Annotated in this window: 22 protein-coding genes and 1 riboswitch; of the genes, 5 read left to right on the top strand and 17 right to left on the bottom strand. The window is 57.3% G+C overall.

What is annotated here, in order from left to right; all coding sequences use genetic code 11:
- Positions 1-7: 7 nt before the first annotated feature.
- From fliE to G364_RS0101660, 10 genes are all read right to left on the bottom strand, one after another.
- Positions 8-331 (bottom strand): flagellar hook-basal body complex protein FliE, encoded by a 324-nt coding sequence (gene fliE, locus G364_RS0101705; RefSeq protein WP_019933417.1) that lies wholly within the window; start codon positions 329-331, stop codon positions 8-10.
- 2 nt (positions 332-333) lie between these two features.
- The gene (locus G364_RS0101700) at positions 334-1686 is read right to left on the bottom strand and encodes a sigma-54-dependent transcriptional regulator (RefSeq protein WP_026344607.1); all 1353 of its coding nucleotides are present in this window, start codon (positions 1684-1686) and stop codon (positions 334-336) included.
- Positions 1683-2528, bottom strand: coding sequence for a MotY family protein (locus G364_RS0101695; protein WP_019933415.1), 846 nt, complete (start codon positions 2526-2528; stop codon positions 1683-1685). The genes G364_RS0101700 and G364_RS0101695 overlap by 4 nt, the downstream gene beginning before the upstream one ends.
- A gap of 113 nt (positions 2529-2641) precedes the next feature.
- Positions 2642-2729: riboswitch (cyclic di-GMP riboswitch) on the bottom strand.
- A gap of 126 nt (positions 2730-2855) precedes the next feature.
- The gene (gene flhA / locus G364_RS0101690) at positions 2856-4904 is read right to left on the bottom strand and encodes a flagellar biosynthesis protein FlhA (protein ID WP_019933414.1); all 2049 of its coding nucleotides are present in this window, start codon (positions 4902-4904) and stop codon (positions 2856-2858) included.
- Positions 4905-4944: 40 nt separating this feature from the next.
- Positions 4945-6075: a flagellar biosynthesis protein FlhB gene (gene flhB / locus G364_RS0101685; RefSeq protein WP_019933413.1), complete on the bottom strand. Its 1131-nt coding sequence runs from the start codon at positions 6073-6075 to the stop codon at positions 4945-4947.
- Positions 6076-6855, bottom strand: a complete 780-nt coding sequence (gene fliR / locus G364_RS0101680) for a flagellar biosynthetic protein FliR (RefSeq protein ID WP_019933412.1) — start codon at positions 6853-6855, stop codon at positions 6076-6078. It abuts the gene before it with no gap.
- Positions 6856-7122, bottom strand: coding sequence for a flagellar biosynthetic protein FliQ (locus G364_RS0101675; RefSeq protein ID WP_019933411.1), 267 nt, complete (start codon positions 7120-7122; stop codon positions 6856-6858).
- Positions 7123-7866 carry a flagellar type III secretion system pore protein FliP gene (gene fliP / locus G364_RS0101670; protein WP_019933410.1) on the bottom strand — a complete coding sequence of 248 codons (744 nt, stop codon included), beginning with the start codon at positions 7864-7866 and terminating at the stop codon, positions 7123-7125. It lies immediately after the preceding gene.
- The gene (fliN, locus tag G364_RS0101665) at positions 7856-8233 is read right to left on the bottom strand and encodes a flagellar motor switch protein FliN (RefSeq protein ID WP_019933409.1); all 378 of its coding nucleotides are present in this window, start codon (positions 8231-8233) and stop codon (positions 7856-7858) included. Before fliN ends, fliP begins: the two co-directional genes overlap by 11 nt.
- 22 nt (positions 8234-8255) lie before the next feature.
- Entirely contained in the window at positions 8256-9134 is an 879-nt protein-coding gene (locus G364_RS0101660) for a FliM/FliN family flagellar motor switch protein (RefSeq protein WP_156816402.1), read from the bottom strand.
- 196 nt (positions 9135-9330) lie between these two features.
- On the opposite strand from G364_RS0101660, the gene chrA reads away from it, so the two are divergent.
- Entirely contained in the window at positions 9331-10461 is a 1131-nt protein-coding gene (chrA, locus tag G364_RS0101655) for a chromate efflux transporter (RefSeq protein WP_019933407.1), read from the top strand.
- Positions 10462-10643: 182 nt separating this feature from the next.
- Here chrA and purT read toward each other — a convergent pair whose 3' ends face one another.
- The 7 genes from purT to G364_RS0101620 all read right to left on the bottom strand — a co-directional run bounded on the left by purT (position 10644) and on the right by G364_RS0101620 (position 19589).
- Complete coding sequence (purT, locus tag G364_RS0101650) at positions 10644-11825, bottom strand: formate-dependent phosphoribosylglycinamide formyltransferase (protein ID WP_019933406.1); 1182 nt, start codon at positions 11823-11825, stop codon at positions 10644-10646.
- A gap of 51 nt (positions 11826-11876) precedes the next feature.
- Positions 11877-14330: a heavy metal translocating P-type ATPase gene (locus G364_RS0101645; RefSeq protein ID WP_019933405.1), complete on the bottom strand. Its 2454-nt coding sequence runs from the start codon at positions 14328-14330 to the stop codon at positions 11877-11879.
- A gap of 14 nt (positions 14331-14344) precedes the next feature.
- Positions 14345-14536 (bottom strand): heavy-metal-associated domain-containing protein, encoded by a 192-nt coding sequence (locus G364_RS0101640; protein ID WP_019933404.1) that lies wholly within the window; start codon positions 14534-14536, stop codon positions 14345-14347.
- 106 nt (positions 14537-14642) lie between these two features.
- Positions 14643-15017: a hypothetical protein gene (locus G364_RS0101635; RefSeq protein WP_019933403.1), complete on the bottom strand. Its 375-nt coding sequence runs from the start codon at positions 15015-15017 to the stop codon at positions 14643-14645.
- A 131-nt stretch (positions 15018-15148) separates the two neighbouring features.
- Positions 15149-16690: an EAL domain-containing protein gene (locus tag G364_RS16220; protein ID WP_019933402.1), complete on the bottom strand. Its 1542-nt coding sequence runs from the start codon at positions 16688-16690 to the stop codon at positions 15149-15151.
- A gap of 131 nt (positions 16691-16821) precedes the next feature.
- Complete coding sequence (gabT, locus tag G364_RS0101625) at positions 16822-18102, bottom strand: 4-aminobutyrate--2-oxoglutarate transaminase (RefSeq protein ID WP_019933401.1); 1281 nt, start codon at positions 18100-18102, stop codon at positions 16822-16824.
- A 23-nt stretch (positions 18103-18125) separates the two neighbouring features.
- Complete coding sequence (locus G364_RS0101620; protein ID WP_019933400.1) at positions 18126-19589, bottom strand: NAD-dependent succinate-semialdehyde dehydrogenase; 1464 nt, start codon at positions 19587-19589, stop codon at positions 18126-18128.
- 157 nt (positions 19590-19746) lie between these two features.
- Between G364_RS0101620 and G364_RS0101615 the strand changes: the two genes are divergently transcribed.
- From G364_RS0101615 to G364_RS0101600, 4 genes are all read left to right on the top strand, one after another.
- Positions 19747-20673 carry a LysR family transcriptional regulator gene (locus G364_RS0101615; protein WP_019933399.1) on the top strand — a complete coding sequence of 309 codons (927 nt, stop codon included), beginning with the start codon at positions 19747-19749 and terminating at the stop codon, positions 20671-20673.
- Positions 20674-21129: 456 nt separating this feature from the next.
- A complete protein-coding gene (gene dctP, locus G364_RS0101610; protein ID WP_019933398.1) occupies positions 21130-22137 on the top strand; it encodes a TRAP transporter substrate-binding protein DctP in 1008 nt (335 codons plus the stop codon).
- Positions 22138-22195: 58 nt separating this feature from the next.
- Positions 22196-22729, top strand: coding sequence for a TRAP transporter small permease subunit (locus G364_RS0101605; RefSeq protein ID WP_019933397.1), 534 nt, complete (start codon positions 22196-22198; stop codon positions 22727-22729).
- Positions 22726-24042: a TRAP transporter large permease gene (locus G364_RS0101600; protein ID WP_019933396.1), complete on the top strand. Its 1317-nt coding sequence runs from the start codon at positions 22726-22728 to the stop codon at positions 24040-24042. Before G364_RS0101605 ends, G364_RS0101600 begins: the two co-directional genes overlap by 4 nt.
- Positions 24043-24044: the final 2 nt, after the last annotated feature.

Genomic DNA, 24044 nt, shown 5'->3' with positions numbered 1-24044 from the left:
CAACTCCTTACAGCGGCATGCGCATGATGTCGTCAAACGCCGTCATCATTTTATTACGCACCTGCACCAGGGTAGAAAAACTCAGGCCCGCCTTCTGGCTGGCCAGCATGGCGCCCACCAGATCCTCACTGGCACCGGTTTCCACCGCCGTCATCAGACTGGCCGCCTGCATCTGCTCATGATTAATGGCACGTACCGTGGTTTTCATCATGTCACCAAAACTGCCCTGCTCTGCGGCAGGGGTAATAGTGACCCCGCCCTGAGCCTGATGCTGCAGCTGATTAAGACGAACCAGCATGGCCTGCTGGGCGCTTTCGGGGGAAATAGTCATGGTCAGGCTCCTAAGGCGCGGTCAATATCAATGCCCTGCTCACGCATGGCTGCAAGCTTGTAGCGTAGTGCTCTGGTGGTCAGCCCCAGGGCTTCTGCGGTGCGGGAGCGATGCCCGCTGTGCTGGCGCAATATCTGCAGCACATAGTCGAACTCGGCACGCTGACGGCTGGCCTGCAGTCCGTCAGCCACCTTTTCCGCTACCGGCTGACTGAGCGGCAGCAAGACGTTGGCAGCCCGGCCCTGGCCAGCATCGGGCAGCATCAGATCCGGTATATCAATAATGGCGCTGCGGGCCAGAATGAGTGCCCGCTGAATCACGTTTTCCAGCTCACGAATATTACCGGGCCAGGGATAGCTGAGCAGCGCCCGCTCTGCTTCCACGGTGAAGCTAAACGACTCACCCTGGCCGTATTTGTGCAGAAAGTGACGTGCCAGGGGCATAATATCTTCCGCCCGCTCTCTCAGTGCCGGCCAGCTCAGTGGCAATACATCCAGCCGGTAGAACAGATCTTCCCGGAACTCGCCGGCGCTGACCGCTTCCCGCAGATCCTTGTTGCAGGCTGCAATAATGCGCACATTCAGATTAACTTTCTGATGACTGCCCAGCCGCTCCACTTCCTTTTCCTGTAATACCCTCAGCAGCTTGGTTTGCAGCGCCAGAGGCATTTCGGAAATTTCATCCAGCAGCAGGGTGCCGCCGTTGGCCAGCTCGAACTTGCCCGCCTGAGCCTGAGCCGCACCGGTATAAGCCCCCTTGCTGTAACCAAACAGCACCGCCTCCAGCATGCTTTCGGGAATGGCGGCGCAGTTGACCGCCACAAAGGGCCCTTCACTGCGATCGGAAACCTGATGGATATAACGGGCCAGACATTCTTTGCCGGTCCCCGATTCGCCGCCTATCAGCACGGCAGCGGGAGTTTGTGCGGCCCGGTACGCCAGTTGCAGCACCTGCAAACCGGCCCGCGAGCGTACCACCATGTCACCGGTACTATTGCGCAGCGCCAGGCTCTGGCCCAGCACTCTGAGCAGCTGACTGGGCTGAAACGGCTTGAGCACATAATCACTGGCGCCGGCGCGCAGGGCCTCTCCGGCCAGCGCACTTTCACCCTGCTCCACCATGGCCAGGATCACTGCCTGCGGAAACCGGCTGCTCAGTAACTGGATCTGCTCGATAAAACCGGCTCCCAGGTCGCTGTCCATCAGGATCACCGCAGGCTTGTGTTCACTGCGTGTCTGCACTGTGGCCTGCTCAGACTGGTAGCCCGCCTTGCGTAAGGCATCACAGCACTTGTCAGGCATACCACTGTTGGAGATCAGCCAGAGCAAAGAGGAAGAGTAACAACTTGAGTTCATGATGCTTTTTCCACCTTGAGCAGAGAAATAACAAGACGTCGGTTTTGATAACGTCCGGCAGGAGTGGTGTTTTCGGCTAACGGATAAGCCTCGCCAAACGCACGAATGGTGATAGGCAGAGCAGGATGAAAACGGCGCAATTCAGCTGCCACCTGTTCCGCCCGCTGACGGGATAATTCAAGATTAAGTGACGCGGAGCCGCTGTTGTCGGTATAAGACTCCAGCAGCAGGGAAACCGGCTCGTTCGTGTTAATGCGCGACGCCAGTGCCGCAATCTGATGCTGCTGCCCGGCACTCAATTCGCGGGCACCAGACTGAAAATTCAGGATAAGGCCACTGTCATCTGCAACAGGCTCTGCACTGCCGGTGCCAAGGCACCGGCGATATTCACTGTAAGCCTGCTGAAAATGAATACTGGGAATCACAATGCGACGCGGATTGCCCGGCTCGGTAATGGCCAGCCAGCGACCGTTGGCCAATGCAGTCAGTGCATCAGGCACCTGCTGGCTGAAGATCAGTGTCTGGTTCTGCCATTGGCTTTGACTCAAGCTTAGCTCCGGCAGCTGTTGCCAGGGTGCAGGCACAACGGTCAGTACAGCCGGCCCGCCCTGAATGCCACGGGCATGCCAGGTCACTGTCAGTAAAGGATGCTTGTCGGAGCCGGGACTGAAACGGGCACGGGCGACATTGTGGATGACATGTTCAAGTACGCAGCGAGATGCTCTTCGCTCGGCATGCCAGACAGCCTGATCCAGCTCGGTCACGTAATTAGCCAGACTTGCAGCGCTGCCCAGCAATACACTCAGGCAGGCGATGCCTTTAAGTATTGCTAGCTTATTCATCTTGTGTTGTGTCATTTAAACCGGCAAAAAAACACCGGCCCGGCCAGAAGCCAGGATGAGAATAACGCTGAGAAAGGTTTTACAGGTGGCGAAACGCCAGAAAGGTAACCTGCCTTGGCGACCCCGCTATCATAGGAAGTAATTTCCCTTAGACCGGAAGCTTTGCGTCCTGCGTTTTCACGCAGTTTGCCCTTGTCATCAGCAACAGTATTTTAGTGCGTCAGCATTTGACTAAATAAACCGGATGGTTGCAAGCCTAATACAACATTTTTAGTGCGGCTATTACCGGAGTGAACACAATTTGCGCATTTTGTGTTCACCTTTTACTCATCCCAGCGTACCTACCACATCAATCTGAATATGCTCGGGTACTTCATTATAGGAAAGCACTTTCAGCCCCTTGGCAAAGACAGCTCCATAGCGGGCCAGCAACGGACGTAGCTGAGGTATCACCAGCAGCACTGCCGGCACCCCCTGCTCCTGTAACGTTTCTGTCACCGACGGCATTTTTTGCTGCAGCTGAGACAGCAGGTTGGGCTCTACCGGAAAACTGTCGATACTGGTTTTGGCATTTTGCTGCTGGGCCTGACTCAGGGCACTGAGCAGGGTCTGCTCCAGGGTGTCGGCCAGGGTAAAGGCGCTTAATACGTCACGCTCGCCCATAATCTGGCGCACTATTACCCGCTTCAGGGCGCAGCGCACATCCGCCGCCAGCAATACCGGGTCCTGTGTAATACCAGCCCCTTCCACCAAAGCGGTGGCAATGGTCACCACATCTGCCAGACTGACCTGCTCTTTCAGCAGCGCACGGAAGACTTTGAGCAGCAGCACCGGCGGCAGTGCTTCTGTCAGCAAGCCCGCCAGCTTGGGTGCCTGCTGCTGCAGCCGCTCCTGCCAGTGAGTCACATCATCCAGCACCAGTAATTCCGGCAGGTGCTCGCGCATCAGCTTGCTGACATGGGTGGCCACCACACTGGCGGAATCGACCACCGCATAACCGTAGTTCAGGGCCTTGGCCTTGTTACCCGGCTCAATCCATACTGCCGGCATGCCGTAGGCGGGCTCCTGGGTCAGTTCACCGTCTATTTCGCCATAGGTCTCGCCCTTGTTAATGGCCAGCATGCGCTCACCGTCGGCGCTGCCACTGGCCATCACCACCCCGGCCAGCTTGATGCGGTATTCCTGCGGTGCCAGTTGCAGGTTGTCGCGCACCCGCACTTCGGGCAACAAAAAACCGGCCTGTTCAGACAGGCTCTTGCGTACGCCGCGAATACGCCCCAGCAACGGAGCCCCCTGCTCTTCATGCACCAGATTGACCAGCCGGTAGCCCAGCTCCAGGGTCAGCAGATCAACCTGGGGCAGATCCTGCCAGCCCAGAGCAGGATAAGTATCCTGCTCCCGCGCCAGTAATTGCTCCGCCTGCTCCAGCGAATCATCGGCTGCCCCATCGGCCTGCTGCAGTCGCCAGGCCACATACCCCAGCACCGCGGCAAACAGCAGAAACACAAAGGTCGGCATGCCGGGCACCAGCCCCAGAATGAGCATAACGGCCGCCCCGGTCCATACCACCCGGGGCGACGCCAGCAGCTGCTGGCCCACCTGAGTGGACATATCGCTGTCGTCATTGACCCGGGTCACGATAATGGCGGCGGCGGTGGCCAGCAGCAATGAGGGTATCTGGGCCACCAGACCATCACCTATGGTCAGCAGGGCAAAGCGCTGAAAAGCCTCGGCGGCGCTCAGTTCATACTGGAACATGCCAATCATGAAGCCGCCCAGCAGGTTGATAAAGAGGATCAACAGGCCGGCAATGGCGTCACCGCGCACAAACTTGGAGGCACCGTCCATGGAGCCGTAAAAGTCTGCTTCCCGGGCCACTTCCTGCCGGCGGTTACGGGCCTGCTCCTGATCGATGGCACCGGCATTCAGATCGGCATCAATGGCCATCTGCTTGCCGGGCAGGGCGTCCAGGGTAAAGCGGGCCGCTACTTCCGAGATGCGTTCGCCGCCCTTGGTGATCACCACAAAGTTGATGATCATCAGAATCACGAACACCACCATGCCCACCACATAGTTGCCGCCGATCACCACCTCGCCAAAGGCTTCGATCACCTTACCAGCGGCCCCCGCCCCTTCATGGCCGCTGAGCAGCACCACCCGGGTCGAGGCCACGTTCAGGGTCAGCCGCATCAGGGTGGCGACCAGCAGCACGGTAGGAAATACCGAGAAATCCAGCGGCCGGCGCGCCGATACAGCTACCAGCAACACCATGATCGCCAGCACAATATTAAAGGTAAAGAGGGCGTCCAGCAGCCAGGGCGGCAGCGGCAGAATCACCATGGCGAGCACGGCAATCAGCAGCAGGGGGACGGCCATATAAGGACGGCTAAGGCCTTTCCAGTTCACACTTCACCTCTTAATGTTGATATTTCTTGGGAATACTGAAATCAGGCAGAGCACCGGGCTTGCGCCCTCGCCCGTCCCGCCAGGCCTGGAGCTGCAGCACATGGGTCAGCACATAGGCCACGGCACTGTACAGACCCGCCGGCACCTGCTGATCCACCCGGGTAGAGTAATACAGAGCACGGGTCAGGGGCGGCAGACTAATGATCTCCAGATCGTGCAACCGGGCCAGTTCGCGAATACGCGCGGCCAGCGCATCGGTGCCCTTTGCAATCACAAAGGGAGCGTCGGCCCGTTCGGGATCATACTTGAGTGCCACCGCGTAATGGGTGGGGTTAACAATCACCACATCGGCATCGGGCACTCGCTGCTCGATGCGGCCGGTGGCCATCTGAAACTGAATTTGGCGAATGCGTTGCTTAATCTCGGGGCGGCCATCTGTGTTTTTCTGCTCTTCCTTTACTTCCTGTTTGGTCATCTTCAGCTTCTGGTTCATCGACCATTTCTGAAAGGGCACATCGATAACGGCAATCAGCGCCAGCGCCGCGCACAGACTCAACACTGCCAGCACCAGCAGCCCCAGACCCTGACCAAAACCGGTTTCCAGCGGCATGCGGCCAAGAAATACCAGTCGTTCCCACTGGCTGTAAAGCAGCACACCCAGCGTGCCCCCCAGCAGAGTGACCTTGAGCATGGATTTGAACAACTCCACCAGCGTCTGCTTTGAAAACATACGCTTAAGCCCGGAGAGCGGATTAAGCCGGCTCAGTTTGGGCTGCAGACTGTCCCAGGAAAACAGCAGACCGCCGGGCACCAGCCCCGACAGCAATAGCAAAACGGAAATAGTCAGAAACACCGGCAGCAGCGCCCACAGGGTGGCCATCAGTGCCTGCTCCAGCAGCTCAAGCATACGCGCCGGCTCCCGCGTGGCCGCCGCCGGCAGCTCCATCGCCGAAGTAAATAACCGGCGGAAAAACGCCCCCAGCGCCGCCGTCTGCCACCAGATCACCACACCGCCAAGCAACAGCAATACCAACGTATTGAGATCCTTGGAGCGGGCTATCTGGCCTTCACGACGGGCCTTGCGCTTGCGCTGCTCGGTAGGCTGCTCACTTTTATCCTGAGAAGAATCCTGCCCGGCCATTTACAAACTCCACTGGCGCATGAGATCAAACACGTCCTGACTGAATTCCAGATAACGCTGAGGAATATTGGCCAGCATCAGCAGCAGCGACACCAACCCCAGCATCATGGTCATGGGAAAGCCGAGGGCGAAGATATTGAGCGAAGGCGCGCTGCGGTTCATCACGCCAAAGGTGATATTGACCAGCAGCATGGCAATCACCGCCGGCAGCGCCAGCAGCAGGGCGGCACCAAACATCCAGCCGGCGAGATTCACCAGCACTGACAAATCCAGCTCGGTCAGACTATGGCCCACAGGCCAGCTGCGAAAGCTCTCTACAATCACATCCAGCGCCAGCAAATGACCGTTCCAGGCCAGAAACAGCAAGGCCACAAAGATCCACAACAACTGGCCGATCAGCGGTGCCGAGCCGCCGTTCACCGGATCGTTCATCACCGCCATGGCCAGTCCCATCTGCATCGACAGGATTTGTCCGGCCATGGTCACCACGGTAAACAGCAGCTGCAGCATCAGCGCCAGCAGGGCACCGAACAACAGCTGCTCCAGAGTGATCACCAGAGTAGCAAAAGAAAACGGATCTATTGCCGGTCCCAGTGGCAGCAGCGGCATCAGCACCATGGCCAGAGAAAAAGCAAACAGCAGCCTGATTTGCGGACTCAGGTGGCCGTCACCAAACAGCGGCAGCACCCAGAAAAATGCCGCCAGCCGGCAAAAGGGCCACCAGCCCTTGCCTATCCAGGCCATCAGCTCGGGAGTGGTCAGGCTGAGCAAAGGCGTCATTCACAGACTTCCGGGAATAATGGTGTAGAGCATATCGAACAGCTCCATCAGCTCCCGCAGCAGCCAGTGGCCGGCAAAGATCAGCATCAGCAGGGTGACCAGCAGCCGCGGAAAAAAGCTCAGGGTCTGCTCCTGAATTTGCGTGGCCGACTGAATAATACTCACCACCAGCCCCACCACCATACCGGGAATGATCAGCACGCTGACCATGGCGATAATGGTCAGCACCGCCTGACTGATAATGTCCACCGTCTGCTCGGGCGTCATTCAGCCTCCGAAACTGCGGGCCAGGGTGCCCACCGTCATGGCCCAGCCGTCCACCAGCACAAACAGCATCAGCTTGAACGGCAGCGAGATCACCAGGGGCGACAGCATCATCATACCCATGGCCATGAGTACGCTGGCCACCACCAGATCGATCACCAGAAAGGGAATAAACAGCATAAAGCCAATCTGAAAGGCGGTTTTCAGCTCGCTCAGCACAAAAGCCGGGATCAGCACCTCAAAAGGCACCTCCTCGGGGGCCAGGTCGGTGGGCTCCTGAGCGATATTGAGGATCTGCTCCAGATCCGTTTCCCGGGTCTGGGCCAGCATAAAGGTCTGCAGCGGCGCTTTTGCCGTCACCAGCGCCTGCTCAAAGCCGATATCACCATTGTCATAGGGCACAAAGGCGTTGTGATAAATGTCCTGCCATACCGGCCGCATAATCAGCAACGTCAGCGACAGGGCAATGCCGATCAGCACTCGGTTGGGCGGGCTTTGCTGCAGGCCCAGGGCCTGACGCAGCACTGCCAGCACCACGATAATGCGGGTAAAGCTGGTGAGCATCAGCAAAAACGCCGGCAGCAGCCCCAGCGCCGTCATCAGCAGTAAAATCTGAATTTTCAGGCTGTATTCCGTTTCGCCGTCAGGGCCGGTAACCGATAACAAGGGCATATCGGCCAAAGCCTGCCCCGGCAGAAGTACCAGCACAGTGACCAGAAGCAGAACCAGCCAGGGCTTATGCTTCATTGGCTCCAGCCTGATGTGCGGGCCGGTTTACAATACGGGTCAGGCGTACGCCATAACGGCCATTGGCCACCACCACTTCCCCTTGCGCCAGCAGAGTACCGTTCACCTTAAGATCCAGCGGCTCACCCACGGCCTTATTCAGCTCAATCACGGCACCTTCACCCGCCTGCATCAGCTCCCCCAGGCTCACTTCGGCGCTGGCCACTTCCAGCGATACCCTGACCGGCAACTGCTGAAAATAATCCAGCCCCCGCTGCTCTGCAGCCGGTGCAGCCGCTTCTTCTGCCTCCATGGCGGCTTCATTGAACAGGCTGTCCAGATCGTCTCCCGGCAACAGTCCCATGTCCTGATGTTGTATTTCGCTCATCTGTTTACTGCTCCGTTACAGCTCAATCTATGAATCCGTGACTGGCAAACACCAGCATGCCATCGCGCTCGGCCACCCGCCCTTTCAGCACCGGCAAATCGCCGGCCCGGGCCACCACCTCCTGCAGCAGATGAATGGGCAGCACATCCCCTTCGCGCAGTTCTGCCAGCCTGCCAAGAGGCAGTTCAAAGCTGGCCAGGGGCACTGACAAACGGGTATTAAGCCCGGGCAAACCGGCATTCAGCTCAACCGCCAGCCCTGTAATAACCGGCTCGTTCTGTGCCTGAGGGGCAACCTCCAGTGCTGGCAGTGCCAGCACCCAACTCAGCTGACGGCCGGCAAAATGAATCTCGAACTTCAGGTAACTCACTGCCGCTATGTCAGGTTTGAATCCCAACATACGGGGGCTTGCCGGTACCGCTTCTGGCAATATTCGTGCCACCAGGTTATCGGTCAACATGGACAATAAACTGTTGCCCAGCCGGCGCTCGGTTTCAGAGACCCCCCGCAATGTCATTGCTCTGTCTGTGGGCATGCCGCCAAAGGTCATTTCTGCCAGCTGATACAGGGTGGCGTGCTCTATATAGAGGGCTGCAGAGCGCTGCAGCCGGCCATCCCATTGATGCTCCATCACAAAATAAAGCATCTCGGCATCGTCTTCGGCCTGCGTCAGCAAACGGCAGCTCAGGCTCAGTTCACTGCGGCAGAGCATGGCTTCAAGCCGGCGTCGCCAGCCATCCCGGCAGCTCTCTATGGCCTTATGCAGGCGCTCACGCTGCTGCTCGCGCGGAGACTCTTGCTGAAAAAAATCATAGGGGGGAAATACCTCTTCCCCTGTCAGGTGAATTTTTCCGCTCAATGGCGCGAACTGCGTTTGTGTGGTTCGCTGCTTATTACTCACTGCCTTTACCTCCGGGGCGGCTGCCTCACCTGAATAACTACCAAAGCAGATGGTGGGAACCAATACGTTTAGCGACGTTTGCGAGCAGGGTTAAGCAATAACTGTTCCAACACATTCAGACAGATAAATAATCGGCACATGAACTGTCATCATGGGGATAGTATGATGACCCCATCGTGATTAACCGGAGCCATTTATGCTGTCCGTATTTTGGCAATTTTTACTGCTGGGTTGTGTCAGTTTTGGTGGTCCTGCTGCCCATATCGGCTACTTTCAGCGCCACTTTGTACAAAAATTGGGATGGATTCCTCAGGATCGCTTTGCCTCGACGATGGCCTTGTGCCAGTTCCTGCCAGGGCCTGCCTCCAGCCAGCTGGGCTTTGCCATCGGCTACCAGCGCGCCGGCCTGGGCGGGGCCATTGCTGCTTTTATCGGTTTTACCCTGCCCTCGTTTGTGCTGATGCTGGCACTGGCCATGCTGGGCAGGCACTTTGCCGACTCACCCGTTACCTCAGCAGTGGTAAACGGCCTTAAGCTGTTTGCCCTGGTAGTGGTGGCCGATGCGGTGCTGACCATGGCCGGCCAGTTCTGTCGCCGGCGCCTGACTCTGGCTCTGGCGGTGGGAACCTCCGCGGGGCTTTGGCTCTGGCCCGGGCTGCTGGCCCAGTTTATTGCCCTGCTGGCCGCCGCCGTGGTCGGAGCCATATTGCTTACCCGCGACAGCGGCGAGCCAGTGCGCAAGGCCTTTATTAACTGGCCGTTTTTATTGTTGTTCGCCGCCTTGTTTGTGGGTCTGCCGCTGCTGGCCCATGGTGGCTCGGCGGGGCTGTTTGCCGACTTTTATCAGGCCGGCAGCCTGGTGTTTGGCGGCGGCCATGTGGTGCTGCCCCTGCTGCAGAACCTGCTGGCAAACGATCTTTCCAGTGAAGTGTTTCTGACCGGTTACGGCGCAGCCCAGGCCATGCCCGGCCCCATGTTTACCCTTGCCACCTTTCTGGGCGCAGAGTTATTACCCGCCAGCCCGCTGCTGGGCGCACTGGTAGCCACCTTTGGCCTCTTTTTGCCGGGCTTTTTACTGGTGCTGGCGTTTATTAATGGCTGGCAGGCGCTGGCGTCCAGTCCGCGCATGGCCGGTGCCATTGCCGGAGTGAATGCGGCTGTGGTGGGATTATTGCTGGCGGCCCTGTATCAGCCGGTGTTTGTGGCCAGTGTGACCGGTGCGCCGGCGCTCGCCGCGGCGGCGCTGGGTTTGCTGGCACTGCGCGTGTTCCGTTGCCCGCTGCTGGTACTGATCCCGGCCTTTATGCTGCTGGGGGTGTGGTTGTAAGTGCAAGGGGATTAGGGATTAGGGTGGTGCCGGCCTCTATAAAGGAGGCCAAAGGTGGCCGCTTCGCGACCGATCAAATGCCATGGATGGCATTTGTCGAGCGCCCCAGGGAGGGGCCTGAAGCGTGTCGCGAAGTGGTTCCTTTGGCCTACGTTTTCCCGTACCTACAGACGATTAAGAACTTAAAACTCTACTTTAACTGCGGCGGCGGCGCGGCGGGCCTTTTCCCGGGCGGCGTCAATGCTGTCGGCCAGACTCAGGGCCACGCCCATACGGCGGCGGCCGTTGATTTCCGGCTTGCCGAACAGGCGCAAATCCGTATCGGGCTGGGCCAGGGCTTCACTCAGGTTGCCAAAGGTGGTTTGGCTGGACTCCCCTTGTGGCAGTATCACCGCCGAGGCCGCCGGGTCGTACTGGCGAATCGCGGGAATAGGCAGGCCGAGAATGGCCCGGGCGTGCAGGGCAAACTCCGACAGGTTCTGGGAAATCAGGGTCACCATGCCGGTGTCGTGAGGCCGGGGCGAGACTTCGCTGAACAACACCTCATCACCGCGAATAAACAGCTCCACGCCAAACAGACCCAGGCCGCCCAGGGCGCTGGTGACTTTTTCCGCCATGGCTTCGGCCGCCGAAAGCGCCGCCGGACTCATGGCCTGAGGCTGCCAGGACTCGCGATAATCGCCGTCTACCTGCACATGACCAATAGGCGCACAGAAGCGAGTACCACCGGCATGGCGCACGGTGAGCAGGGTAATTTCGTAATCGAATTCCACAAAACCTTCTACTATCACCCGGCCACCGCCGGCGCGGCCGCCTTCCTGCGCATAATGCCAGGCGGCGTCGATATCGGCCTCGGTTTTCACCGTGCTCTGGCCCTTGCCCGACGAGCTCATAATGGGCTTGACCACACAGGGCAGGCCAATCTCGGCCACGGCGGCGCGAAACTCGTCTTGCGTGCCGGCAAAGCGATAAGGCGAGGTGGCAAGCCCCAGCTCTTCCGCTGCCAGCCGGCGAATGCCTTCCCGGTTCATGGTGAGCTGAGTGGCCCGGGCAGTGGGCACCACGTTAAAGCCTTCCCGTTCAAGCTCGGCCAGCGTATCGGTGGCAATGGCCTCAATTTCCGGCACGATAAAATGCGGCTGCTCTTGTTCTATCACGGCACGCAGGGCGGCACCGTCGAGCATGGAAATCACATGGGAACGATGAGCCACCTGCATGGCCGGCGAGTTGGCATAGCGATCCACCACTATCACTTCAACGCCCAGTCGCTGCAGCTCAATGACTACTTCCTTGCCCAGCTCACCGCCGCCGCACATTAAAACCCGGGTGGCAGTTGCCGAGAGGGGGGTACCCAGAGTTGTCATAACAGAAGTCCTGTTTTGTGAGAAAGCGCGCATTATAACAACTCGGGTCTGTTATGCGCCCCTGAACCGTTTCAGCCGCAGGGCATTGCTCACCACAAACACGCTCGACAGCGCCATGGCACCGGCGGCCAGCATGGGCGAGAGCAGCAGACCAAAAGCCGGATACAGCACACCCGCCGCCACCGGAATAAGACACACATTGTAGGCAAAGGCCCAGAACAGGTTCTGGCGAATATTGCGCAGGGTGGCATGGCTGATGGCCAGCGCCTGAGGCACGGCCCGCAGATCGCCGCGCATCAGCACAACGTCGGCCGCCTCAATGGCAATGTCGGTGCCGGTGCCAATGGCCAGCCCCACATCCGCCGCCGCCAGTGCCGGGGCATCGTTAATGCCGTCGCCCACAAACGCCACTGTGCCGTGCTGCTGGCGCAGGTGCTCCAGGGCTTCCACCTTGCCATCGGGCATGACTTCCGCCTCAACGGCATCAATGCCCAGCTGTGAGGCAATGGCCTCGGCCGTGCCCTTGTTGTCACCGGTGATCATGGCCACTTTCAGCCCCTGCTCATGCAGGGCGGTAATGGCATCGGCGGTGCCTTCCTTGATGCGATCCGCCACCGCCAGAATGGCGGCCGGTTTGCCGTCGATGGCGGCATAAAGCGGCGTTTTACCTTCATCAGCCAGCTTGTGAGCGGTGTCGGCAAATACCGACAAGTCCATATCAAGGGATTTCAGGTAACGATCCGCCCCCACCTCCACTCGCACGCCGTCGATCTTTGCCTTTACGCCCATGCCGGTAACGGTGTCGAACTCGCTTACTTCAGGCAGATTAAGGTCCCGTTCTCGTGCCGCCGCCAGCAGGGCATCGGCAATGGGATGCTCGGAGCGCTGCTCCACGGCGGCAATCTGCGCCAGCACAGTGTCTTTATCCAGGCCGTCACTCACCTGCAGATCGGTGAGCTCAGGCTTGCCTTCGGTGAGGGTACCGGTTTTGTCAAAGGCGATCACCTTGACGCCGCGCAGGGCCTGCAGTGCCTCGCCCTTGCGAAACAACACGCCCAGCTCGGCGGCCCGGCCGGTGCCCACCATAATGGAGGTGGGCGTGGCCAGCCCCATGGCACAGGGGCAGGCAATGATCAGCACCGCCACGGCGTTAACCAGGGCAAAACTGAGCGCCGGTGCCGGCCCCAGCCACCACCAGAGCACAAAGGTGAGCAAGGAAAGGCTCATCACCACGGGCACAAACACACCGGTCACCTTGTCCACCAGCGCCTGAATAGGCAGTTTGGCCCCCTGAGCCTGCTCCACCATGCGAATAATTTGCGAAAGCCGGGTCTCTTTGCCCACTTGCGTGACTTCCACCAGCAGCGAGCCCTTGTTGTTAACCGTGCCGCCGGTGACCTCACTGCCCTTCTGCTTTTCTACCGGATCGGGTTCACCGGTCAGCATGGACTCATCTACCCAGGAAGCGCCGTCCACGACGGTGCCGTCTACCGGAATGCGCTCACCCGGGCGTACCCGCACTTTGTCTTTTACTCTCACCTGTTCAAGAGGCACCTCTTCGGTGCTGCCATTCCGCTCTACTCTGGCGCTGGGTGCCTGCAGGCCGAGCAGCTTTTCAATGGCCTCGCCGGTGCGGCCTTTGGCCCGCGCCTCAAGAAAACGCCCCAGCAAAATAAGGGTGACGATCACCGCCGCCGCCTCGAAATATACCTGCCGGCTGCCGGCGGGCAGCCAGTGTCCGGCAAAGGTAGCCACGGTGGAATAGCCCCAGGCGGCCAGGCCCCCCAGCGCCACCAGCGAATTCATTTCGGGGGCCCCGCGCAGCAGCGCCGGCAGCCCTTTTTTCAAAAACAGCAAGCCCGGGCCAAACAGCACCAGACTGGCCAGCACAAACTGAATGCGCCAGTTCAGGGCTTGCCCCAGGGTGTTGTTAATCCATTCATGCATGCCGGGCACAAAGTGCGCGCCCATTTCCAGCACAAACACCGGCAGGGTAAGCACAGCAGCCATGATCAGCGAGCGTTTCAGCGATTGCCGCTCCCGCTCGCGGCCATGACCCTCGTCGGCCGCAGGCGCATCATCGGCGGCCTCGGCACTAAAGCCGGCTTTTTCCACCGCCGCCGTCAGAGCACTGATATCCTGACTGCCGGCAAGCCACTCCACATACGCCCGCTCGGCGGCCAGATTGACTCTGGCCGACAGCACACCGGGCAGCCGGCTGAGTACTTTTTCTATCCGGCCAGTGCAGGACGCACAGCTCATGCCGCCAATCACCAGCTCCGCCTGCTCGGTCGGGCACTGGTAGCCGGCCTTGTTCACTGCTGCTGCCAGCTCACCGGCGGCGGTGCCCTTGTCCAGCACCAGCTCGGCACGGTTCGACGCCAGGTTGACACTGACCGAACGCACTCCCGGCACACCGCCCAGGGCCTTTTCAACCCGGGAGACGCAAGACGCGCAGCTCATGCCCTCTATGAGCAAACGCAGCTCTGCTGATTTAGTGCTCATGGTTGCCTCCGCTGTTACTCGCAGTCGTAACCGGCGTCGCTCAGCGCCTCGATAATCTCTTCCCGGGGCAGGCCGGAGCTGATGCTCACTTTGCGGGAAGCCAGTTCAAAGTTCAGCTCACAATCCGGGTCCAGCCCGGTAAGAATGCCCGAAATAACACCCACACAGTGGCCACAGGTCATATCAGGAATAATCAGAGTTATCATGGTGGTTTCCTTCTTTAATAAACATGGCGGTAACCCAGTATCAGGGTTACCGCCACGGTAAGGTCAACCACTTTATTGTGTACCAGTGTCAGCGCTCCTGACACCTTCAGGAATCACCGGTCCGGCGACGCTGAAACAGATCAACCCCATCGGTGCCATCGTTTCCTTTGGAAAGGTACACCCTTGCCTTTGAGCCAGGATTGGCGGCAGCATCAGGATCCATGCGATCCTGAAAATGATCCACACCATCAGTGCCGTTACTGCCACCGTTCAGAAAGACATGAGCAGGCGTACATTCCAGCCCGGCACTGCCGGCACGACGCTGGGCCAGCTTGGCATGAAACAGATCGACACCATCAGTGAACATGTTAACGTTACTCAGGCAAACGTGAGCCGGAGTTTGAGCGGCTGATGCCAGCGCCGCCTGGGGCAGCATGACCACGGTGGTCAGGGCAATCATCAGGGTGCTGAGCTTACGCATATGTATTTCCTCGCAGAGTGAGTGTGCTTTGTTAATGGCAAAAGCATAACAAGGAGATACTGACGAAAAACTGACATCATCATGACATTACTGTCATCTGCAGAAGCGCGTACCCGGACTGATTAAATTAGCTATTCAGCCGGCTGCGATCTGGTTGCGCCCTGAGCACGCTCTGGTAAACCGAGAACAGAAGAGATAGCCATAGGGCGGTAATATACATATCCCTGAATCAGATAAACATGACGTTGTGCCAGATAATCAACCTGAGAAAACGTTTCAACCCCCTCAGCAATAACCGACATATTAACCTGATGCGCAGATATAATGATGGAGTCCAGCACCCTGCGTTTGGCATCACTGGTGCCAATAGTATCAATAAAGATTTTATCTATTTTTATTCCTTCTACATTTAACTTCTGAAGATAAACAAAACCTCCGTAACCCACTCCAAAATCGTCTATCTTGAATTGATATCCCCGCTCAATCAGCGCAGTAATATGTTTATCTGCATGATGCAGGTTTTTAATGGGAACCCGCTCTGTTAATTCAAATTTAATGCGGTCAGACCATGGCCATTGCCGCTCCTGAAGCCAGCGAAAGAGGCAGTCAGTCTCAACATGCTCGGCAACCAGATTAATGCTTACCCAGTGTGTCTTATCAAGCTGCTCCAGATCATGCAGTACATGGTTCAATAACTGCATGGTTATCTCACCCACCAGTCCTTCTGTTTCTGCAGCAGGAATAAACTGATCCGGTGTGATTAACTCTCCTCCCTTTTTCCAGCGAACCAGCACTTCATAGCCAACGACTTTCTGGCTTCGGCTATCGACTACCGGCTGATAATAAGGAATAAAGTCCTCATCCTTCACACTTTGCCTGATCAGGCCACCAATAGTATTACGGTAGCGACGGGAGTGATGGTAGCCTGCTGCCAGTATTAACGAGAAAACAACACTGCCACCTCCCCCCCATCGCCATAACAATGCCTGAGCATGCTCTTGCAGTATTTGTCCTCCCCATAATTGTTGCTGATTAACAACAGGAGGTTGACCAATGTGCTGTTGAATTTTTTCCTGCTCTATCAACATGGCACCCTGCTCTCGCGGTATGGCTGTATTACCCCGTTCAAGGCTGTCGATACCGGAACCCGGATAGTGAAAGGAAAGCAGAAAACAACCGGTACAATCTCTCTCGATCAGCTCCCACACCCAACTGCTGTCCAATACCCAGAATGCGATATTGCCCTGCATCTGGTAACGTACCATCAGTTCACTGTCGGTTCCTTCATAACGGGGAGTATTTTTCAAGGTGAATCCGTCAGCAGCCGGTGCCTGAAGATACTCGCTGTCAAACGGCATGCCCACACTTGAGCAACTGATATTTTCAGCATTGCTTACACCTGTCATGCGTATATAACGACTGTAGTATTTAGGCTCCCGCAACAGGGCCATGTCTCCCAGCCCACAGTCAAAACGAAGGCCTGCAAGCTGCCTGGTAATAATATTATCAACAGCCTGTGAGCGAGTATCCAGGTACGCTGTCACCTCTCTCATTTTCTGCTCTAACAAATATGTGCTTAGCGGCGAAATGAGTGCGGGCATTGCCAGCACAAACAACAACACTGGCAACAAAAAAAGTAACAGTGCAATTTTTGAAGAGTGAAATGCGGCCACAGCTTAAGCCTTTATACAAAGGAATATATCATTCACTTTAGCACTCCAGCGTGATGGCTAATACTCACGCGCACAAAAAAGGCGGGCACAGGGCCCGCCAAAGCTACTTTGACATCGACGTATCAACCGGCTTAAACGAGTTCGCAAAGTACCTGTTCAAGCAAGTCCAGACCTTCGCTGACCACCTCCAGCGGTGAAGTCAGGGCCGGCAAAAAGCGAATAACGTTGCCGCGTACACCACAAGACAACAAAATCACACCTTTCTCGATTCCCTTCGCCACCACGGCTTTGGTCAGCTCCGGATTGGGCTGATCCACATCCCCGTTGTGTACCAGCTCCATCGCCACCATGGCACCCAGGTTACGCACCTGGCCGATGTGGTGAGGATATTTGCTCTGCAGCTCGCTCAGACGCTTGTTCATCAGCTCGCCAATGGCCAGGGCTCTGTCGCACAACTGCTCTTCTTCAATAATGTTCAGCACTTCCAGACCGGCGGCACAGGCCAGCGGAAAGGCGGCGTAGGTGCCTCCCAGACCGCCCGGGTTGGCAGCGTCCATGATGTCGGCCTTGCCGACCACGGCAGACAGCGGAAAACCGCCGGCAATGCCCTTGGCCATGGTCATCAGATCCGGTTCAATACCGGCATATTCGGTAGCAAACAGCTTGCCGGTACGGGCGAAACCGGTCTGAATTTCATCACAAATCAGCACAATGCCATGCTGATCACAGATGGCACGCAGTTTCTGCAGGAACGACGCCGGTGCCTGATAAAAACCACCTTCTCCCTGCACCGGCTCTATGATCAGCGCTGCTACCCGGCCTGGCTCGATATCACAATGAAACAGCTCATCCAGGGCCTTGAGCGACTGCTCTTCGGTAACGCCGTGATAGGCATTCGGGTACGGCAGGTGATAAATCTCATTCGGGAAAGGTCCGAAACCTGCCTTGTAAGGGGCAACCTTGCCGGTCAGGCCCATGGCCATATTGGTACGGCCATGAAAGCCGCCGTTAAAGGCAATAATGCCGCTGCGTTTGGTATGAGCACGGGCAATTTTCACCGCGTTTTCCACTGCCTCGGCACCTGTGGTGACAAAAATGGCTTTTTTGGCAGTGGGGCCCGGAGCCAGTGTTACCAGACGCTCGGCCAGCGCCACCACACTCTCGTAGGGAGTCACCATGGCGCAGGTGTGACTGAAGCGCTGCAGCTGTTCGTTAACGGCAGCCACAATGCGCGGGTGGCTGTGGCCGGTGTTGACCACGGCAATGCCGGCGGCAAAGTCGATAAAGCGGTTGCCTTCCACATCCCAGATTTCATTATTTTTGACACGATCGACATAAACCGGGGCCATGTTGCCCATGCCACGGGCAAAGACGGCGTCTTTGCGTTGCTGAAGTTGCTGATTCTTGCTCATGATAATGCTCCTTTTATTCACGCTCAGCGAATGCCGCCCATGCACAGATATTTGGTTTCCATATAGTCCGCCAGCCCTTCGGCGGAGCCTTCCCGGCCCAGACCGGACTCCTTCACGCCGCCAAAGGGGGCAATTTCGTTGGACAGAATGCCCTCATTAATGCCGATCATGCCGTATTCCAGCTGCTCGGCAATGCGCCAGATGCGGCTGTGACTTTCAGTATAGAAATAGGCGGCAAGACCATAGGGGGTGTCGTTGGCAATGGCCACGGCCTCGGCATCATCCTTAAAGCGGATCACCGGTGCCACCGGGCCAAAAATTTCCTGATTGGCAATGGCCATTTGCTGGGTCACATTACCGAGAATAGTAGGCGCATAGAACAGCTCGCCGGCTGAATGACGGCGGCCACCGGTGACCAGGGTGGCACCTTCGCTCAGGGCAGCGTCTACCATGCCGGCAATCTTGTCGACGGCAGCCTTGTTGATCACAGGGCCAAGAGTGGTGGCCGCATCAAGACCGTTACCAATAACAAACTTTTCCACTTCCGCCTTGAAGCGGGCCATAAATTCATCGTAAATGCCATCCTGCACCAGAATGCGGTTGGCGCAGACACAGGTCTGACCGGCGTTACGGTATTTGGAGATAATGGCACCAGTGACGGCGGCGTCGAGATCGGCGTCGTTGAACACAATAAAAGGCGCGTTGCCACCCAGCTCCAGGCTGAGCTTTTTCATGGTGTCGGCGCTCTGGCCATAAAGCAGCTTGCCCACCCGGGTAGAGCCGGTGAACGACAGCTTGCGCACGCGAGAATCGCTGGTCAGCACATTCCCTACTGTTGCCGCCTGGCTGGAGGTGATCATGTTGATCACGCCGGCCGGAATGCCTGCCTGCTCGGCCAGCGCCATCAGCGCCAGGGCAGAAAACGGGGTTTCTTCAGATGGCTTGACCACCACGGTGCAGCCCGCCGCCAGCGCCGGGGCCAGCTTGCGGGTAATCATGGCGTTGGGAAAGTTCCAGGGAGTAATGGCCGCCACCACACCAATGGGCTGCTGAATGCTCAGCGCCCGCTTGTCGCCGGTGGGGGCAGAGAACACCTTGCCGTAGGCACGTTTGGCTTCTTCAGCATACCACTCAATGTAGGAGGCACCGTACAGCACCTCGCCACGGGTTTCAAACAGGGGCTTACCCTGCTCCTGGGTCATCAGCCGGGCCAGATCTTCTTTGTGCTCAATAATAAGATCAAACCAGTTGCGCAGCAGGCGGGCCCGCTCTTTGGGGTTAAGCGCACTCCAGGCCGGCAGTGCCCGGCTGGCGGCATCAATGGCAGCGCGGGTTTCGGTTTCGCCCATGTCGGGCACCTGGCCCAGATGATCGCCGTTGGCGGGGTTATAGACAGCAATGGTGTTGCCACTGCCGGCCTGACACCAGCGGCCGTCGATATAACCGCTTTCTCTTACCAGGGTGCTGTTTACTGCAGAAATGCTCATTTAAGCTGCCTCATCTTGAGTCCATCCTCGCCCGCAAGTCCAATTGCCGTGAGCAGCGCCACAACGGCACGGGCCACTGTTTGACAACATGCTAGCCCCCGGCGCAAAGTCCGGTAAATCACCCCCTCTCAACATACACATTGAAGCAGTTCAAACTATGAGCCAGACCAACAGACCCGTTCTCAGCCAGATTGGCGACTATGAAATTCGCCTGCTGAAACTGTTTAAAACCGTGGTGGAATGCGGCGGTTTTTCCGCAGCGGAAACCGAGCTCAATATCAGTCGTTCCACCATCAGTGTGCACATGGCCAACCTGGAAAGCCGGCTCAAGCTCAAGCTGTGCCGCCGGGGCCGCTCGGGTTTTTCACTGACCGATGACGGAGAAGTGATCTACGACTCCACCAAGCGGCTGTTCAGCCGGCTGGAAGAGTTTCGCTACACAGTAAACGAACTGCATGAGCAGCTCAGCGGCGAGCTGAGAATTGTGTCCAGTGACAGTATCTGGCTGGAAGATGAATTTTCCATGGTGGAGGTATTTGCATCCCTGGGTGAACAGGCACCGGATGTAAACGTGAGCGTGGATGTGGCTTACATGGGCGAAATTGAACGCCGGGTGCTGAGCGAAGAAGCCGATATTGGCTTTATTCACTACCACAGGGATCTGGAAGGGCTGGATTATCATCATCTCTATCAGGTGCGCTGTTTTCTTTACTGCAGCGATCGTCACCCGCTGTTTACCGAGCAGAATGATACCGAGATTGCCGGACGCCTGCCCGAATTCAAGCTGATCCACCCGGGCATTCATACCAACCCGGAAACCAGCGCCCAGCTGGCGGGCATGCAACTGGCCGGCAGGGCCTACCACTACGAGCCCCGCGCGGCCCTTATTCTTTCCGGTCAGTACATCGGCTTTTTGCCCGAAAGCTACGCCCGCCGCTGGGTAGACACAGGCCGCCTGCGTCCGCTGCTGCCCCGCCAGAAAACCCACCTGCTGGGCATTTCTGCCATTACCCGCAGCCACGGCCGCCAGAGCCGCATTCGGCAGTTGTTTTTGCAGCTGCTGAAAGCGCAGCTGAACAGTTAACCCCCTCCCGACCTCCCCCTTAAAAAGGGGGAGGAGTATTTAATTTCCCTTCTCCTTGAAAAGGGGGAGGAGCACTTGGTTTCCCTTCTCCTTGAAAAGAGTGAGGAGCCTCCTTGAAAAGAGTGAGGAGCACTTGATTTCCCTTCCCCTTGAAAAGCTGCAGGTCGGGGGGAACGCAGCGAATCCCAACAATAAAGGCGTCCAGGTATCGCTATAACAATATGATCACACTCACAGTTCGCGCCTTTGCTGCTGCTGACAAAACAGTCAGAAACAGTGCTAACTGCTGTATACACAAGGACTTTCCGATTTTTGTTTGACTGTCGTCAAACTCAAGTTTCGCTTGAGTGAATTTAACCGGACGTTAACCTGACGCAGACTTCTTTCCGTCAAACCTAACCCGCTTCGGGCCAGGCCCGACATCAACGGAACGTGATAACACAAGGGACTTACAACATGAACAGACTCTGGAGCACTGCCCGCACCAAGATTGCCGCCTCTCTGATTGCCGTTGCCGGCATGGGCGTCACCATGGAAGCCATGGCCGCCGACGTAACCTGGCGCTTTACCAACCTTTACTCCCGTGGCACCGCCTTTGGCGATGTATATCAGTCTTTTGCCGACAAAATTGAAGCCGACTCCAACGGCCGCATGAAAATCAACATGCTCTATGCCGGCGAAGGCGTAGACACCAAAGGTATTGTCAGCGCCACCAAATCCGGCCTGCTCGACATGGCCGCTCCATTTCAGCCCATGCATGCCGGTGAAATTCCCTTTGGCGTGGTAGAAGTCGGTCTGCCCGGCTCCAACGGCAGCCTGGAAGAGCTGAACCAGCTGTTTCATGAAAAAGGCTGGAATGAAGTGCTGACCGAAGCCTATGACCGTCACAACCTGGTGTGGCTGGCTCCTTACTTTCAGCCTGGTGTTTATGTCATCACCAAAGAAAAAATTGAATCCATTGCCGACTTTAAGGGCCTGAAAATTCGCGCGCCCGGTGCTTATGGCCGCTTCTTCCGCGAGCTGGGTGCCTCTCCGGTTAACCTGACCTGGGGTGAAACCTACACCAGCCTGGCCACCGGCGTGATTGACGGCACCATCGGCTCCAACCTGATCGACCACCGCGACGGCAACTTTGCCGAGGTGGCCAAGTTTATGTATCCGGTGCCGGTGTCGAGTGCTCAGGCGCTGCCGGTGCTGGTCAACAAAAATGCCTGGAACAAGCTGCCGGACGACCTGAAAGACGTGGTCCGCAACGCTGCCAAATGGCATGCAGAGCAACAGGCCGAAAAATCGGCCCTGTGGGAGCAGGAAGCGGTAGCCGATATGGAAAAACAAGGCCTTACCTGGAGCCCCGCAGCGTCCGATGCCGACAAACAACAGTGGCAGCAAGCTGCTGAAGCAGTCTGGGCCCACTATGGTAAAACCGATAAATACAGCTCTCGCCTTGTTGAGCTGATGAAGTAAGCCTGACCACTGCCCCGCGGCTGCGGGGCAGCCTGCACAACCCTCATCCGGATGTATCATGAAAACACTGCTTCGCTTCTGGTGCAGAGGCACCGGCTGGCTGGTGGCGGCCACCAGCCATACCATTTCTCTGGCGCTTCCCCTGCTGGCAGGCACGGTTGCCTTTGAGGTGTTCTCCCGTTATGTACTCGACCGCCCTACCCTCTGGGCCTATGACGTGTCGCTGTTTTTATTCGGCTATATCGGTGCCCTGTGCGGCGCTCATGCTCAGCTGAAAAAGTCTCATATCAATGTGGATATTGCCTATCTGGCGGTCTCCCAGCGCTGGAAAAACATTTTTGATCTGCTGGCCAATACCCTGGGCGGCTTCTTTTTGCTGGTCATTGCCAGCAAGGGCTGGGAAAAGGCGGTAGAGGCCATGGAGTTCGGTTATACCCGTCAGTCTGAATGGGCCCCGTCCATCAGTCATTTCTGGATTATGGTCACGGCAGCTGCCGTGCTGTTTTTAATGCAGTTGTCTGCAGACATGATCAAGGACGCCTGGCAGCTGGTGACCGGTGATACCCTGATGAACGAGGAAGAACAACCATGAGTATTGAACTGATCACCGGCCTGCTGCTGCTGGGCGTGCTGGTGTCCTTTATTATGGGTGCTCAGGTAGGCCTGGCACTGGGCGGCGTGGCCATGTTGCTGGGCTATGCCACCTGGGGTGAAGGCATTTTTAATATTGTGCCCACCACCATAGAAAGCACCCTGTTCAGCTTTGTGCTGCTGGCCATTCCGCTTTATATCTACATGGGCCAGCTGCTGACCCGCTCCGGCATTGGCGATGCCATGTTCAAGGCCAGCCAGCTGGTGATTGGCCGTATTCGCGGGTCGCTGGCCATCAGCGTGATTGGCGTTTGCTCCATGATCGGTGCCATGGTGGGCATTATCGGGGCCGGCATCATGACCTCGGGCAGCATTGCCCTGCGCCCCATGCTGGAGCGCGGCTACGACAAAAAGCTGGCTCTTGGGGTGATTATGGCCGGCGGTGGCCTGGGCATTCTTATTCCGCCCAGCATTCCCATGATACTGTTCAGCTCCACCACCCAGAATTCAGTAGGCAAAATGTTTATTGCCGCCCTGATCCCGGCCCTGCTGTCGATCACCGTGATGGTGCTGTATGTGATCATCTCCTGCAAACTCAACCCCGGCCGCGCGCCCATGGGCCATGCGCTGGACGTGCCCAAAAACAAGCGGGAAAAGTTAATCACACTGCGTGACGGCTTTATGGCTCTGGGCCTGATTGCCCTGGTGCTGGGCAGCATTATCAGCGGTGTGGCCACACCGACCGAGTCCGGTGCCATTGGTGTAGTGGGTGCCCTGCTGCTGGCCATGCTCTATAAACGCTTCAAACTGAAAATGATGCAACGCTCCGGTGCCGAAACCGCATTGCTGGTGAGCGTGGCCATCTGGATTGTACTGGGTGCCTCGGTATTCAGTAATTTTCACCTGCTGATGGGCGTGCAGGGCATGGTGGCTGACTTTGCCGCCGGCCTGGATCTGCCCCCCATTGCCATCATCATCATGATGCAGGTGGTCATGCTGCTGCTTGGCTTCATTATTGATGAAATGATCATCGTACTGATCTGTGCGCCACTGTTTACCCCTATTGCCGTCAGCCTGGGCTATGACCCTATCTGGTTCGGCATTCTGATGATTCTGAACATTGAGATAGCGGTGCAGACTCCACCCTATGGCTTTGCGCTGTTTTACCTCAAGGGCATAGCGCCTCCCGGGGTGACCATGATGGATATTTACAAGTCCATTCTGCCCTTTGTGGCGCTCAAACTGGGCGTGTTGATCCTGTGTATGCTGGTGCCGGAAATTGTGACCTGGCTGCCCAATAAACTGATGGGGTAACG

Source organism: Oceanimonas smirnovii ATCC BAA-899, from assembly GCF_000381965.1.
GTDB lineage: Bacteria > Pseudomonadota > Gammaproteobacteria > Enterobacterales > Aeromonadaceae > Oceanimonas > Oceanimonas smirnovii.
This window is presented reverse-complemented; position numbering and strand designations above follow the sequence as displayed.

Bases quoted from the DNA above. Each gene is read 5' to 3' on its own strand.
- fliE (WP_019933417.1), bottom strand. From the start codon at position 331: ATGACTATTTCCCCCGAAAGCGCCCAGCAGGCCATGCTGGTTCGTCTT.
- G364_RS0101700 (WP_026344607.1), bottom strand. From the start codon at position 1,686: ATGAACTCAAGTTGTTACTCTTCCTCTTTGCTCTGGCTGATCTCCAAC.
- G364_RS0101695 (WP_019933415.1), bottom strand. From the start codon at position 2,528: ATGAATAAGCTAGCAATACTTAAAGGCATCGCCTGCCTGAGTGTATTG.
- flhA (WP_019933414.1), bottom strand. From the start codon at position 4,904: ATGGCCGTCCCCCTGCTGCTGATTGCCGTGCTCGCCATGGTGATTCTG.
- flhB (WP_019933413.1), bottom strand. From the start codon at position 6,075: ATGGCCGGGCAGGATTCTTCTCAGGATAAAAGTGAGCAGCCTACCGAG.
- fliR (WP_019933412.1), bottom strand. From the start codon at position 6,855: ATGACGCCTTTGCTCAGCCTGACCACTCCCGAGCTGATGGCCTGGATA.
- G364_RS0101675 (WP_019933411.1), bottom strand. From the start codon at position 7,122: ATGACGCCCGAGCAGACGGTGGACATTATCAGTCAGGCGGTGCTGACC.
- fliP (WP_019933410.1), bottom strand. From the start codon at position 7,866: ATGAAGCATAAGCCCTGGCTGGTTCTGCTTCTGGTCACTGTGCTGGTA.
- fliN (WP_019933409.1), bottom strand. From the start codon at position 8,233: ATGAGCGAAATACAACATCAGGACATGGGACTGTTGCCGGGAGACGAT.
- chrA (WP_019933407.1), top strand. From the start codon at position 9,331: ATGCTGTCCGTATTTTGGCAATTTTTACTGCTGGGTTGTGTCAGTTTT.
- purT (WP_019933406.1), bottom strand. From the start codon at position 11,825: ATGACAACTCTGGGTACCCCCCTCTCGGCAACTGCCACCCGGGTTTTA.
- G364_RS0101645 (WP_019933405.1), bottom strand. From the start codon at position 14,330: ATGAGCACTAAATCAGCAGAGCTGCGTTTGCTCATAGAGGGCATGAGC.
- G364_RS0101640 (WP_019933404.1), bottom strand. From the start codon at position 14,536: ATGATAACTCTGATTATTCCTGATATGACCTGTGGCCACTGTGTGGGT.
- G364_RS0101635 (WP_019933403.1), bottom strand. From the start codon at position 15,017: ATGCGTAAGCTCAGCACCCTGATGATTGCCCTGACCACCGTGGTCATG.
- gabT (WP_019933401.1), bottom strand. From the start codon at position 18,102: ATGAGCAAGAATCAGCAACTTCAGCAACGCAAAGACGCCGTCTTTGCC.
- G364_RS0101620 (WP_019933400.1), bottom strand. From the start codon at position 19,589: ATGAGCATTTCTGCAGTAAACAGCACCCTGGTAAGAGAAAGCGGTTAT.
- G364_RS0101615 (WP_019933399.1), top strand. From the start codon at position 19,747: ATGAGCCAGACCAACAGACCCGTTCTCAGCCAGATTGGCGACTATGAA.
- dctP (WP_019933398.1), top strand. From the start codon at position 21,130: ATGAACAGACTCTGGAGCACTGCCCGCACCAAGATTGCCGCCTCTCTG.
- G364_RS0101605 (WP_019933397.1), top strand. From the start codon at position 22,196: ATGAAAACACTGCTTCGCTTCTGGTGCAGAGGCACCGGCTGGCTGGTG.
- G364_RS0101600 (WP_019933396.1), top strand. From the start codon at position 22,726: ATGAGTATTGAACTGATCACCGGCCTGCTGCTGCTGGGCGTGCTGGTG.